General features: G+C 29.8%; 11 protein-coding genes and 2 tRNA genes. 1 reads left to right on the top strand and 12 read right to left on the bottom strand.

Going from position 1 to position 14836, the window contains the following annotated elements:
- The 10 genes from ACWXVN_RS00980 to proS form a co-directional block, all read right to left on the bottom strand.
- Positions 1-1869, bottom strand: a complete 1869-nt coding sequence (locus ACWXVN_RS00980; RefSeq protein WP_455978818.1) for a hypothetical protein — start codon at positions 1867-1869, stop codon at positions 1-3.
- Positions 1870-1872: 3 nt separating this feature from the next.
- Positions 1873-3162, bottom strand: coding sequence for a hypothetical protein (locus tag ACWXVN_RS00975; protein WP_455978817.1), 1290 nt, complete (start codon positions 3160-3162; stop codon positions 1873-1875).
- Positions 3152-4801: a ribonuclease J gene (locus ACWXVN_RS00970; RefSeq protein ID WP_455978816.1), complete on the bottom strand. Its 1650-nt coding sequence runs from the start codon at positions 4799-4801 to the stop codon at positions 3152-3154. The genes ACWXVN_RS00975 and ACWXVN_RS00970 overlap by 11 nt, the downstream gene beginning before the upstream one ends.
- Positions 4802-4916: 115 nt before the next feature.
- Positions 4917-7196 (bottom strand): P68 family surface lipoprotein, encoded by a 2280-nt coding sequence (locus ACWXVN_RS00965; RefSeq protein WP_455978815.1) that lies wholly within the window; start codon positions 7194-7196, stop codon positions 4917-4919.
- An 83-nt stretch (positions 7197-7279) separates the two neighbouring features.
- A tRNA-Arg gene (locus ACWXVN_RS00960) sits at positions 7280-7356 on the bottom strand.
- Positions 7357-7360: 4 nt separating this feature from the next.
- Positions 7361-7435: transfer RNA gene (locus ACWXVN_RS00955), tRNA-Cys, on the bottom strand.
- Positions 7436-8598: 1163 nt separating this feature from the next.
- Positions 8599-9381, bottom strand: a complete 783-nt coding sequence (locus ACWXVN_RS00950) for a hypothetical protein (RefSeq protein ID WP_455978814.1) — start codon at positions 9379-9381, stop codon at positions 8599-8601.
- A 187-nt stretch (positions 9382-9568) separates the two neighbouring features.
- Positions 9569-10363: a Cof-type HAD-IIB family hydrolase gene (locus tag ACWXVN_RS00945; protein ID WP_438341581.1), complete on the bottom strand. Its 795-nt coding sequence runs from the start codon at positions 10361-10363 to the stop codon at positions 9569-9571.
- Positions 10363-10668, bottom strand: coding sequence for a thioredoxin family protein (locus ACWXVN_RS00940; RefSeq protein WP_455978813.1), 306 nt, complete (start codon positions 10666-10668; stop codon positions 10363-10365). The genes ACWXVN_RS00945 and ACWXVN_RS00940 overlap by 1 nt, the downstream gene beginning before the upstream one ends.
- A gap of 110 nt (positions 10669-10778) precedes the next feature.
- A complete protein-coding gene (gene proS, locus ACWXVN_RS00935; RefSeq protein WP_455978812.1) occupies positions 10779-12218 on the bottom strand; it encodes a proline--tRNA ligase in 1440 nt (479 codons plus the stop codon).
- A 179-nt stretch (positions 12219-12397) separates the two neighbouring features.
- Between proS and ACWXVN_RS00930 the strand changes: the two genes are divergently transcribed.
- Positions 12398-12718 carry a carboxymuconolactone decarboxylase family protein gene (locus tag ACWXVN_RS00930; RefSeq protein WP_455978811.1) on the top strand — a complete coding sequence of 107 codons (321 nt, stop codon included), beginning with the start codon at positions 12398-12400 and terminating at the stop codon, positions 12716-12718.
- Between the two features lie 227 nt (positions 12719-12945).
- On the opposite strand, the gene ACWXVN_RS00925 is transcribed toward ACWXVN_RS00930, so the two are convergent.
- Both ACWXVN_RS00925 and ACWXVN_RS00920 read right to left on the bottom strand, forming a co-directional pair.
- A complete protein-coding gene (locus tag ACWXVN_RS00925; RefSeq protein WP_455978810.1) occupies positions 12946-13749 on the bottom strand; it encodes an alpha/beta fold hydrolase in 804 nt (267 codons plus the stop codon).
- 9 nt (positions 13750-13758) lie between these two features.
- Positions 13759-14835 (bottom strand): hypothetical protein, encoded by a 1077-nt coding sequence (locus tag ACWXVN_RS00920; protein WP_455978809.1) that lies wholly within the window; start codon positions 14833-14835, stop codon positions 13759-13761.
- Between the last annotated feature and the right edge of the window lies 1 nt (position 14836).

Raw genomic sequence — 14836 nt, 5'->3', positions numbered from 1 at the left:
TTAAAGTTTCATTGCTGCAGCAATCTGATCGATAACACTTTTTTCCAATTTGTCTGGCTTGTCAATAAAGACAAATATTCCATGCTCATTGATTTCTAATTTGTATGTATCTTTATATTTATTGAATTGACGATTAAAATTATTGATTCATCTTGTTGTTGTAAATGCTTTTTCTTCATTTTTCACAAAATGATAGTTGAAATACATTCTATTATCATCAATTAGCTGTTGATCTATCTTAGTTGCATTATTTCTTGAAAAAGTTTTTTTAACAAGTCCGGAATTAATCATTTGCCCTTTTTCTAGACGTATTTTTGAGTTAAATAGAACGATTTTAGGCTCTTTGAACATGGTGTAGTCAGTGTAAGGAACTGGAACATTAACAGTACCGCAATCGTGGTCATAAACTCTAACATATTCAACTTTTTCAATTCCGTATCAGCTTGTTGCAATGATGTTAAAAATCGAAGTGTCAGAAGATTTATGTTGAGAATCAATTTCATAAATGATGGGTCTCAATCTTTCTTTACTATACATTTCTAAGTAAGTTTCTTTGTAAATTTTTGATTTAACTATTAAAGTATCATCTAATTTAGTATCTGCTGGATTTGACACAATTTGATCATCTTTGTAATCCATTTGATAACGTTGACCTGGTTTAGTATACTTTTCAGCCGCTAAATATTTATTTTGAAAAACAAAATTTATCGAAGCCAAAAGATTTGACATATTTGTGTAAAAGAATGGTCATAAAGCCTTCTTAACTCTATCAATATCTGATTCTTCAAATCTTATATTTTCAACTGCATTGTAGTTAAGTTCAGAATAAAATTTAGCATCATTTATGTTTCAGTTGTTGATTAAGAAAGCAGTTGGTTTTTTCTCAAAATCAGGAGTGAATAGATTTAATTTTTGACTATATATTTTTCAATCTATGTATCTTTGTTGTATTAACATTTGGAAAAAGTTTACAAATGCAACATCGTTGTTGTATTCAAGATTAAAATGTTGGTAAAAATCACGATTTTCCAGTAAAACTGTGCTCTTTTTCAGTGTTTTTCTTATTTTTCTTTCACTTTCAAGAGGTTGTGAAATGAAGCTTAATTCTGGTAAGTAATTACTTGGGTATAAGAATAAAGAACGGCTTTTTAAAAAAGGTGAAGTGTGTTGATAATAGGCCACAATAGTTTTGCTATAAGTTTTGTCGCCATTTCTATAGCTAACAACAATCGAACCTGTATACTCGATTGGTTCATACGTTAAAACACGATAAAAAATGTCGTAAAAATATGTGTTCCGGATGTCATATTTTTGTACTGCGTGAATGAAAACCGGGTTAGTTGTGTCTGCGAAAACCGGTTTTAGATCGCTTCAGTCAGTTACTTCAACTTTATTGATTCCTATTTTACTAAAGGCATATGATCTTAAGTCTTCTGGACTGAAAGTGTTGAAAACTGAACACAAAACTGCTTCTTTTTTAATTCTTAAATTATCAGCTTCTTTGTATGCTTTTTGTTTCTCATTTTCAAACGATTCAATTGCTTCACAATTTTTACGGTATATTCCCATTGCTAGAAATATAAAACCTATCAGAATGAAACAACTCAAAATGATCATGATGTTTCCAAAACGTTTACCACCAATGTTTAGATGTTGATAAAGCTTCTCGATTGAAACTTTTTTGTCTAATATCTCTTTTCTTAGTGATGTAACTTTGTTGGCAGCTTCTGGATCAAATTGTTTTATTCTTTCATTGATAAAATCATCAAAAATGTCGCCCAATTTGCTTTCATTAGTTTCAAAAAAAGTCTTTGTCGGGTTTATGAAAATGTCGTTTATTGCTAAGCTATCATCAATTCTTCTTTCCATAAATTAATCCAATCCTAAATCGTCGTCATCAACCAAACTATATTTTTTAGTAGTTTTCTGGCTTGATGCTTTTTCTTCTTTCTCAAATGGCTGAATATTGTTGTCTTCAAATATATCTTCTAGATTTTTATTTGAAATTGAATCTTCAGAACTAATTTCAGTAATTTCAGGTTCACTCAGATCATCTGTTTCTTGACTTGGTTGATAAAAAATGTTATTAAAATCGTTATCTCTTTGTGTATGTGATTCAGTGTTTTCGTGTGTATTTTCAGTGAATTGTTGTTCGCTTGGCGAATCAAAATCAATGTTTATTTCTCTTGTATCAAACGGATCAACATCAAAATCAATATTGCTTTGTGTTTGTATACTTTTTTGATGAATTTCATTGTTTTGAATTATCAATTCATCAGTTTGGTGTTCATTGTTAATGTCTGATAGTTCTTCAATATTTTCGTTATAAGAAACGCGTTGATTTTGATTGTAAACAATTTTGTTATTGTCAACTCGAGGCTTGTCTTCTTGTAAATTCAAGAAAGCAAGATTGTCTTCATTTTTATCATCAAATGTTTTGATTTGTGCTTGTGTAGCTTTATTTTGAGTATATTTGGTTGTTGTAGTTTTAAGTGATTCGAGCTTTGCCTTTTCACGTTTTGATTTAGAAAAAGCAAAACGGTTTAAAACGGTAGGTGAAACAATTAATAAAACTAAGCTAGTTAGCAACAAAACGATTGATAAAACGAGTGCCAAGACTGTTGAACCCATGCTTGCAAAAGCTGCATAAAAGAATGTTGGAACAATTCCCATTGTGTACTGATTTGGTAAGGCAGTATTACCATTATAAGCTTTGCTAAATTGTGAAAATCATATATTGAATATTGGTTTGAAAGCATTTTGTGGTGCATCAATTTTTCCAGAGATTTCGCCCAAGCTTTGTTTCATAGTGTAAAGAGTGGTTGTCAAAAAAACAACACTGATTACCAAGAAAATAGATTTGTTAATTGAAATATGAAAAGCTCTTCATGAAAATTTACTTTCAAATTTAAAAAGTGATTTTAGTGCAAATAAGATAACAAATAAGTAAATGAATGTCGAAAAAGCTCCAAATAATGCCCCCATTGTGTAACTGTGAATTGTGGTTATAACTGGCACAGGCAGGAATGAAAAAACTAAGAAAAAGACACTTAAAACAATTGTTAAAATTAGTCACAATCGTTTTGATCCAAAGTGTTTTTTGGTTTTATTGGTGTTATTTTCTTTTGATAATTTTAAAAAATTCAATTTACTAGATTTCATATAAAGTCACCACCACTAATGGTTCTTTGTAAAGCACTTTAAACATTTTTTTTCTAATTGTACGTCGTAATTTTTCTTGAATATCTTTTAAATTAATTTCTTCTGCTTCTTCAAATTCTTTATTAAACATTTTTTCAATCAATTGTGTAACTTCTTCTTTATTTTCTTTGGAAATAATTCCATAACTAGCAATATTTAATTGTCCAATTGGCTGTTTAGTTTTGTAGTCAATTAAGCTTGAAACTGCTATCACACCATCTCTTGCTAGTGTTTCTCTTTCTTTAATAACTTCGTGACTAATATCCCCGATTCCAAAACCATCAATTATTACATCACCATGATGTCTTAAAGTGTGTTTTTGTGAAAATAGTTTACCATCAACAAATTGAGCAACTTTACCATTATTCAAAATAATGCAATTGTTCTGATTCATAAAAGCATGTTTAACTACTTCACTGATTGCTAATGCAAAATAACGATATAGACCTTGAATTGGGATAAAGTATTCTGGACGGAAGAATTTCACAACATCAATAATGTCTTGTTTAGCTGGATTACATGAGTAATATTCGCTTGAGCTCAGTTCAATTAAGTCTGAACATGTACGAGCAATTTCATCCAGTGTAACTGCATAATTAACTTCTAAACCATTAACTGGTGGAGCAATCATAATAACTTTATCATTTCCTCTTAGTGTCAAGTAAACGTCATTTCCTGAAGCAATTCTTAAGAAACGATTGTGTAATCTTTCAATTGCTCCAGTGACTAAAATAACAGCATTGTGAACACTATTGGCATTGCGATAATCAATAACTTCCGGCATTTTCATGTTTGGATGCATTTTTTGCAACAAATCAATCAAAATTGAATAATTTCTACCATATGTGATGACTGGCCGATTGTATTTGATAGCTAGAAGCAAGATTTCATTAGCGGTAATCATGTCTTCATCGTATAGTCCGACAATGATTCTTTGGTCTTCTTTTGCTTCCATAAATTTGTATTCAATTTGATTAGTTACTCAAAGTTTATTGATAGTATTACCTGGTTGATTTGATTTTCCTGAGTCCATAATTAACATTTTGATCGGATCAGAACCAATTTTTTGCTGAATATCTTGCAATTTAGTTTGCCCATAAGGGCCAAGGTTACCGATAACGAAATTAGTCATAAATAAAATGTTTTGATTATCGGTATTGAAATTTAAACCTAATGTTCCTGGCAATCCCCCTGCTAAAGGTAGTGGAGTTATTTTTATTTTGCCAATGTTAAAAGGTTTGTTAATTGCTATAACTTCGTAGTCATTATGTTCGATACTGTATTTTGAAATTCTGTCTAAAACAACAAACTTATTGAATGTAGATGTATAGATTTTGACGTTTTTGATTTTCATTAACATTCAAGGAATAGCACTAAAGCTTTCGTTGTGAACATCAGTAATGAAAATCCCTTCGATTTTATTGGCATGTTTTTCTAAATAATCAAAATCAGCAATTAAAGTATCAATTCCATTATGTGAATTGATTGGTACTTTAGTTCCGGCATTGATAACAAAAATTTTGGAATCAATTTCTAAAACATAACAATTTTTACCATTTTCGTCTTGTCCTCCAAGAGCAAAAAAGTTAATCTTTGACATATTAATCCTTTCATATTATTGTTTGAAACTTGCAGTAAATTAATATTATTAATTTTATAACACTTTTTATCTTGCCATAACTTAAAAATTACATTTTTAAAAGTAAAAAAGCGAGTTATGCTCGCTCTTCTACCATATCCATTGTTTGTTTTAGCGCCTTTACGAAGTCTTGATAACTAAATTGCACTTGATTATCACGTGAAGCATAAGTAGTATTAAACAATCCTTTTAGCGTTCCTCTGAATTTATCACTGTTTTTATCAGCTGGTTCTTCGAAAGGAACTTGACCATCACCTTGCTCGGTTTTTTGTACTTGCTTGATGAAAATATCCAAAAAGGCATTGGTATTTAAATTTGGACTTTGTTCGATGAAATTTTTCGACGGAAACAAGTAGCCAGCGCGATAAGCAAAATATTCGACTGGGGTTAATTCAACACCTTCTTTTAAGTCACTTCAGCTTTGTTTAAAATCATCACTATATAGTCAATTGATAAATGCTAAAGTTGAAGCATTATTTTTTTGTCCAGCATCAATCGCAACAATTGAAGGACCTTGTAGAACATATGCTCCATTGTAGTTTGGGTCTTCATCATTGTTTTTTCGTGGTGGTGTAGTGATTAATGTATTCTTTAATGAAAGTTTGTTTCCTTGTGACTTAAAATCTTTTAACAATCATCAAGAATCTACTTGCTTTGGAAGACTTTTTTCAAGCTCGCTTATTTTTTCAAGTTTGTCCTTGACTGCTAAATTAGAAGCATAAGCAGTATTGATATCATCAATTGTTTTGTATACTGAGTTGTATTGCTCTTCAGTCATTGGGTTTGATGTGTCAAACACATAAAACTTAACAAAATCGTTCAAATTATTAATGATAAATTCCTTAGCTTCTGTTGAGTTATATAACACTTTTGCATTGTTTGCGTTTTCCATAAATTTATTTATAGAAATAAGATTTTCAGTCAAAATTTGTGTCTTTGAAGCAGTAGTAGGTTTGTTGTTTGAGTCAAAGTTCAGTAAACTCACAACTTTTTGTTTTTTGTCAATGTCAGTCGGTAACATATATTTTTTTGAACCAATTGTCATTTTTGTTGTTTCTTGATCTTTGATTAAATCCCCATTAGCTCAGTATGAAATATTTTGATTTTTGTAGAAGAAAGGATCTTGAGCAAAGCGTACATAATTATATGCTAATGTTGAACCAGATCCAAAAAGAACCTTGTGTGCTGTTTGAAGACGTGAAGAGTTAAAATCTCTTGACGAGTCTCTTTGAACATAAAATCTTTTTGTGTTAATTAAGTCAACAATTTGTTTAATTCTTGAGTAAAACTCTTTAGAATTTGTGTCGTTTTGATTACCATTCAAGACTTTTCAATAATCAATTAAATAATTTTTCTTTGTTCCTGGCTGTAAATAGTAATTTTTAAAATCACCTTTTGCTGCGTTGAACATTTGTAAGTGCAAGTAATTTACAACCGAGTCAACTCCAAGAACAAAAAACTCATTAGTGTTAGTTTCTAAAGAGTTTGCTAAGAAGTTAGCAAAAGAAATTTGATTGTCATATGTGTAAATAATCGAATCATCCAGTGTAAAGTTTTGTACTTTACTGAAATCAAAATTAGCTTTGTCAAGTTTTCAAAGCTCTTGAATTAAATTTCTTTCGTTTTCACTAATAGAATCTGATTTTCAAAGATTTATCGCTTTTTGTAAGGTTTCTGAATTTGTAGCTGAAATCAAGTTAGTTTTTAAATTGACTTTTTGTTCTTGAGTAAGATTCTTTAAATAAGAGTCATACTTTGTGTTTAATGTTGTTAATATGTAACCTAATAAAGGTAAGTCAACTGTCATTACTTCACTACTTTTTCCAAAAGGAAGCAGTCCCACTTGAATATTTTTTGGTCCAATTAGGTTACTATTAGCTTTTAAAAATTCATCTTTAATATCTGAAGTGTCAACATTTTTTAAGTCTAAAAGCTTGTTGTAACTAGATAACAGAACAGCAGTTGAAGGATAAGCGAGAACTGCATTTGGGATAGTGTTGACATCTTTGGCATTAAGTTTTAATTTTAAATTCAAGTACAAGTCATTTAGTGACCCAGCAAAATATTGTAATTCCACCGGTTTCAAAAGACTTTGCTTTGGATTGCTTGATTCTTTAATCTCTTTATTGGTTTTTTCCACATATTCGTTATATTTAGTGACTAAATCAACTAGTGCACTATATCTTTTTAAATCACTTTGCGGTGTATAAGTTGTTGCTAAAACTACTCGATTTCTTTCAGGAATTTCAAAATCACTCTTAGTTTTGTTACATGAAGCAGATGTTAAGGCCACGACTGGTGTAGTAACTGCCGCAAGTGCAAATAATATCGTTTTCGTCTTTTTTAATTTAAGCATGTATTTAATTATACTTTGTTTTGAGTGTTAAAAGAGTAACAAAAAAAGAGCACAACGCTCTTTTAAGGGTCAATTTCTTGAAATGGCGCGCCCGGCAGGAGTCGAACCCGCAACCTTTTGGGCCGTAACCAAACACTCTGTCCAATTGAGCTACGGGCGCATTTTGGAGCCACCAACCGGATTCGAACCGGTAATCGAGGTGTTGCAGACCTTTGCCTTGGCCGTTTGGCTATGGTGGCAACACATAGCTTCTAATGCTATTAAGCAAATTAAATTATAATACTTTTTTTATTTTTGTGATAAAAATTAAACTCATATCAAACAATAACCTGTTGTACACAACTTTAAAAATAAGGTTAATTTAAAATTTAGATTTTGCATACTGTCACCTTATTTTGTATATTACTTAATTTTAATCTTTAAAAATTTGAGTTTGAAAGGTTACTAAATAATAAATAGGGTAAAAAAATGAACCTTTTGAAATACAAAATAATATTCTTTCTAAAAACGGCTTTGCACATAAAAAAAGAAAGAGTTGCTAAACCTAGTAAATAAACAGACAAAAGCTAGTAGTAATTCTTAAGAACTAAAAAATATTCAAAAACTTTTAGTTAGAATAGTTTTTTGTGCATAACTAAAAATTGCATCATTACTTTAAAAAAACATTTACAAAACAGAATAAATTTTGAAAAATAGACAAATTATATCTGCAAATATGTGCTTTATCTGCAAAATTAGACAAAAAATAAAATAAAGAGAAATTAAAAACACAAATACCAAATTTTTGGATCTTGTCAAAAGAAATTTTAGAAAAAACAAATTAAATGCTATTTTTGCTAATGTAACTCATCTTCGTCAATAAAAGATGTTGCGCAAAATCAATTTTCTTGTTAATAGTATTACATCACAAAAATAAAAAAGTACTTAATTTGAACTTAAGCGTTTAAATGATGTTAACCTTGTTGCCAACTATATTAGAAATATTCATTTGATGGGAGAATGAGTTATTCATTCATGGATATTCACTAACGGAATATACTAATACAATAAAAAATGGCGCAAAAGCATCGCAATGGAAAAAGCATGAACAGTCTCAGATAGTGAAGAAACTAAATACTTTTTCTCTATTTTAAAATTGGAATGTTTATATTCGCAACCAACCCATAAAATGACTTCTTGCTAATTGAAAAAATTTGGTTAAAGATTATATCCAGTGATACAACAATGAAAAATTCAATGTTGTCCTGAATGAAAAACACCCCATCATTGATGGAGTGAAAACTTCATTATTATTTGAAAGTACGACCTTTTTATCCTATACTCTAGATCTAATTGAAAACACACGACCTTCCTGAGTAAAAGATAACTAATTATAAGTAATTTATCCTACTTTAAAATAAATTTATTTCACTTTATTAAATTTAATGATTAGTCGATGATATTGCATTCTGCTGTAATAACCTTCATTGTCTTTGTAATTTGGATTTTGTGACTTGGTAAAACCATTCAAGCATAATTCTACATCTATTTTCAAAATAGATTTCTTTTCGAGTTCCTCATTCAATCACTTGATGTCATTTATCACTTTTTTTAGAATGTCACTGTCTCAAAGAACAGAAAATTCAGTCATACCCTTTTCGTTTAAAAAATTTATGAACAACTTGCTGTCATCTTTATAAATAAAACGACATTTAAATTTCCCTTTAAGTAACGACAGTTTGTGATATTCTATTTTGTCAAAATTGTTTGGCGTTATTATTTGAATTAGTTTTCTTGTTTGTTGTTGTTCTGAAGGTTTCTGAACATCATTCAAAGCTTTATCATGATGGCTACCTTCTCTTTTGGAATTTTTATTTATATAAGAAGAGAAAAACGACAAAAGTTCATTTTCTTTGTAATTTTTATCAGCATTAATTACGCTTTTATTTTGTTCTTTTAAAAAAGGGCAAGAAATCTCGTGCTTACCACTTGTTTTAATTGGATAAGATCTAATTCATAAAGTTCCGTTTTCATTCGTTGCAAGAGTAAATCTCGCTCTTTTACAACAACCACAAAATAAATTTGAACTGATTTCACTCTTAGAATATTTATTTTTCTTAATCAATTCACATATTTCATCAATATTCAAACATAGGTTAATAGTTTTGAAAAAATATAATGTTCTATTGTTATTTTTATCATTCATATTTAAATTATATATTTGTATATTACTGTATTTTGACTTTTGATATGAACAACATCATTGAATACAAAGAAAAAAAGCGATTTTTGTGATATTTGAATGAACTATCTTAACTTATTTCGTCTAATTTTATCAAGAAATACATTGTGTAAAAAAAAGAGCAAAAACACTTGTTTTGCTCGAAAAATTATTATTTTGCATTAATTAGTTTTTTTAATATTTTAGAAACTCCGGCTTTTTTATAGTGCGCACCGATTTCTGTTGCAAGGTTTTTTAGCTGTGGGCTTGAATTTTTCATCGCAATTAAAGCACCCAAATACTGTTTTGCACTGGCATCATTCATACTATCGCCTAAATGCACGGCTTTTTGTGGGTCAATATTTTTTAAAGCACAAACATAGCTGTCAGCAAAGCCTTTTGAGGCTTCAATATCATTTATTTCTAGCGCTTTATTGTTTGCAGTCATTGCGACATTAATGTTTGGAACATATTTAAGTAATTTCTTTTGCAAAAGTGCCAATTTTTTTGTTGAGAAGCTTAAAACTAAAATTTTAGTAACATCATCTTGTTTTGGCATTTTGTTGTAAGTGGCAACATATATTTTCTTTTTGAAAACAGGAATCATTTTGGCAAACAGGTTATTTGAATAAATCGTTGAACTTGAATTTACAATAAACGAGAATTTATCTTCAATCAAAATCTTAATAATTTGATTGAATTTTTCATCGTTGATAGTAATTTTTCTAATTATTGTTCCTGTTTTGTCGAAAATTATTGCTCCATTTTGAGCTATTCCGTAGTCTAAACCAAGAGTATTTGTTATTTGCAACAGGTTTTCGTTAAAAGCACGACCAGTAGAAATAAAGCAAGGTACAGACTTGTTAATTTCTTTGATAGTTTCTATGTTCTCTTGTGAAATTGTTGATTTTTTATCAACCAATGTTCCATCAAGATCTAAAAATATAGCTTTTGGCTGGAAATTCATTAGAAACCTGCAATTTTTTCTAGTTTGTCAACTGTGTTGTATCCTACTCCACCAAATTTTTGAATGTTATCTTCAAAAACAAAGTAAGCAGGAATTGAGTTGATTGATCATTGTCTTGCTAAGTCTCTATTTTCATCAACATCCACTGTTAAAACATTAACTTCTGGGTGTTTTTCAGCAAATTTTTGAACTTCTGGTTTTAACATAACACACATTCCACATCAGTCAGCTGAAAATAGAATGAATGTTTTTCCTTTTAAGTTTTTGATGTCTAAATCATTAGTATTTTCGATTTTTTTGATCATGATTTTACTCTCCTTTTTAGGGTTATAAATAATATGTTAAATTATATTACACAAAAGCAAAAAAGTTATTTTTCAGTAAAAAAACGAGTGCTTTTGCATTTTTTTGTCTTTTAATATGCTTTAGCAAAAATTACATTACGTTTTGTTTCGCTTCCAGTAACAGGACAAGTGCAATTTTTATTTGTTGGGATAGGATCTTCAAATGGTATACAGCGTGCAGTGGCTCCTGTTTCTTCTTGAATTTTGGCTTCAGCTTCTTCACAACCACAAAATGGCATCATTACCCATTTGTTTTCGGCAATAAGTTTTTTAAATTCTGCGTAGTCTTCAGTGAATACAATATTTTCAATCATTCTATTGTAGGCTGAGTTGTAAAGGTTGTTATGAACATCTTCTAAAAGAGTCTTAACTGTTTTCTTAAGATTAGAATCAAATGCAACTTCAATCTTTTGTAATGTATCACGACGAACAAGAAGCATTTTTCTTTCTTTAGCTTCGTTTGAACCGATTTCAATTCTCAAAGGAGTACCATGGATCTCACTGTTTGCAGCCTTGAAACCAAGTCCTTTCTCGCTCGAGTCCACTTTTACTCTTCAGCTTTTAGCAAGAACTGAACGAACTTGTTCTACCATTTTTTTAACCTCAGGATCTTTATGTCCGAAAATTTCTAGAATATCAATTTGAGTCGGTGCCACTTTCGGTGGGATGATAATTCCATGATCATCTCCATGCGCCATTATTAATGCGCCCAATAATCTAGTTGTTACTCCTCAGCTAGTTCCATAAGCATGTTCCCTTTTATTTTCTTTATTTTTAAAGGTTATATCAAATGCTTTAGTAAAGTTTTGAGCAAGATAATGGCTTGTTCCTGCTTGTAATGCTCTACCATCTTTCATCATTGCTTCAATTGTGTATGTAGAACATGCTCCACTAAATTTTTCACGCGGAGTTTTCTTTCCTTGAATAACCGGAATTGCAAGATAATTTTTTAAGAACTTAGCATAAACTTTTAGCATTGTACGAGTCAATTTTCTTGCTTCAATTGCATTATTGTGAACTGTGTGTCCTTCTTGTCATAAGAATTCAGTGGTTCTTAAGAAAGGGTTAGTTGTTTTTTCTCATCTCACAACATTAGCTCACTGGTTATAAACTAAAGGCAAGTCATTATAACTTTCAACTTCATTTTTGAAATACTCATTGAATAAAACTTCACTAGTGGGACGGATGTAATAGTTTTCGCTTAATTTTTTGTCTCCAACATGAGTTACTGTGGCCAATTCAGGACTAAAACCTTCGACATGTTCTTTTTCGCGATTGATTAAACTTTCTGGAATAAGTAAAGGAAAGTACACATTTTGTACTCCTAGTTTTTTAAATTCATTGTCTAGATTTCTTTGAATGTTTTCTCAAATTCCGTAAGAAAGCGGTTTGAAAATGATGCTACCTCTAACTTGAGTGTAACTTATTAGATCTCCGTTTTTAATAACATCTAAATATCATTTTGAAAAATCTTCTTTTAATGGGGTAATTTTGTCTATTTTTTTTGCCATATTTATTACTTTCTATTTAATACTATTTGTATGGTTCATTGAATTAAATTATATTAGAAATTGGTCAAAAATCAAGTCTAAATGTAGTTTTGAAATACTGGTTGAATATGATTGCTTTATTCAAAAAGTGTGTTTTTGCTTTAAAATTTAGGTATAAATGTAATTTTTTGGAGGAAGTTATGGACAAAAAGAAAAGTGGTTATGAAACTTTAGTCGAAAAAAGACCAGAATTTGTTAAAGCATTCAGTGAACTTACAAAAGTGCTTTATTCTGCTAATTACTTAGATGAAAAGACTAAAGAACTAGTTGCTGTTGGAGTAGCAGTTTCAAAAAGATGCAAACCATGCATGAAAGCACACATCAAAAAAGCCTATATAGCTGGTGCTAATTACGAAGAAATTTTGGATGCAGCATTGGTTCCTGTTGGTTTCGGTGGAGGTCCTGTTTATAGTTCGGTAGCGAACGACGTAATGGAACTTTTGGAAGAGTTAGAAAAATAATTTTGTATCGAGCAAACACTGCTCGATTTTTTTTTTTTTTTTGTCTTGAAACACTACTAAATATACTAAAAAATAACTTGGAGATTAATTTACGTTACTTTTTTGAAAAAACTTAAAAAATAAAATAGACTCAATTTGTACAAAAAAACACAGCATTGCGCCGTGTTGTAAATAATAAGTACTGTTCAAATAAGCTTTTAAGCATTATGTTTTTTTGCCTTTGTTAATTAATTTGCGTAGAAATCTTTGAGAGTATCAATAAAATTGTCAAAGTCTTCCAATCATATTGAATGTCCTGCTTTTTGAAATTCGAAAACTTGAACATCTTTGTTAACACTGTGGTAATAATTTGCAATATTAGCAAAATCAATTATTCCATCATAAGCACCAATGAAAAGACCTACTGGCATTTTTGCGTTTTTAATTCCTTCGTCAATTCTATCCATATTTTCTAAACTTGGCAAGATTCTACCAAGGGCATAGATGTTTCTTAATTCTTCCTGGTGAGTTGCAAAATATTTATCCATTTGTTTTAATTTGTTTTCATCATTTAGTAATTTTGAAGGATCATAATAGCAAAGGTTAACTAGTTTCTTTCATTCTTCAGTATTCAATGGAAAGAAGCATTCGTCAAATTCTTTTACTCTTGTTAATCCAGAACGTGACATTGGCCCCACAAGAGCAATCTTTTTGATTTTTTTACTGTTTTTCAACACAGCTGACATTGAAATTCCTCCACCCATTGAGTGTCCGAATAGATAAAGATTGTCAACATTAATTTCTTTAATTCAAGCATCAAAAATATCACAAAAAGTTAGAAACTTCATGACTTCCGGTTTGTATTGACTTTTACCACTTGCTGGCATGTTTAAGCCTCAAATGTTGTACTCATTTGCAAATGAATTAAACAAAGGTTCAAAGAAAGCAAATTCCGAACCAAAACCATGAACAAAAATTAAGTTTTTATCCTTCTTGTTATCAATGTGCAAATATTCAAGTTCTAAATCATTTCATTTAAAAGTTTTAATCATTTTTACTCCTTAATTGTTATCAACTACTCTTGCTATTTGAATGGCTAAAAATTGATTTGTTATCAAGAAAATAAATAAATATAAAGTTGGAAAGACAATTTGCCACATATTCTTAGCGCGATCAGTTCAATTTTCTTTGAATAGTGAAGCAATATTTCAATTGATTGTAAAACCTAGAAAACTTATTGTTGCTAGCAGGAAAATAATATATCCCAATCTTCTTGCGAATAAAATGAGTATTCTTCCAAAAATCGCTCACAAAATGTGAACATAAACAATTCTTAAAACCGATGCATTCATTGCTATCAAAGCTTTTACATATTCTTTATTTCATTCTTCTTCAGCATAAGAAGCAGCTCAGTAAGTTAGTCTTACCGATCCAGTTACAATGATTGCTACAATTACTCCAGTAATTGAATTTCATATTACAAGCGAAATCAAAATATACATAATGTCAGGAATAGCAACAATTGAACCAAGTGATTTTTTGATAAATGATCTTAATTGACTCTGTTTTCTTGCTAAAAATATTCCACAGCTAAAACCAAAAAACATTTCTACAACAAAGCACAACATCGCACAACCAAAAGAATAGAAAAACAATTTTAAACTATGAACTAAAACGTCATAACCATTTCTATCAGTTCCTAGTAATGCATAACGGTAGTCATGTTTAGCTTGAGAACTAAAGAATTGATCTAAATTAAAAACTAAATACTCCCTTTGCAAATTGTTAGTTATAAAGGTGTGATAAATGTGATTATCTTCTTTACTTACTATTGAGTAAATAGTTTGATAAATATTGTCAGATTCTCTTTTTTCAATTGTGTAAAGTAAAGGATTTTCTTTTGACACGGTGATATGTGCCGTTATGTTTTTATCTAAGTTCAAATTAGCAAATTCCTCATATGGAGAAGAGTTAAAAAAGATATTTATGAAACTAATAAATATCATCAAAAGTCAAATTATCAATAAAAAGACTGCTATTTTATTGCTAAAAAATCTTTTAAAGTAACTTTGCTTCTTACCAACAATATCGAGATTTTGTTTGCGTTGCGATGCAAAGCGAAAAAGTGATTTTTCCATT

It is taken from the genome of Mycoplasma sp. 4044 (assembly GCF_053851695.1).
This window is presented reverse-complemented; position numbering and strand designations above follow the sequence as displayed.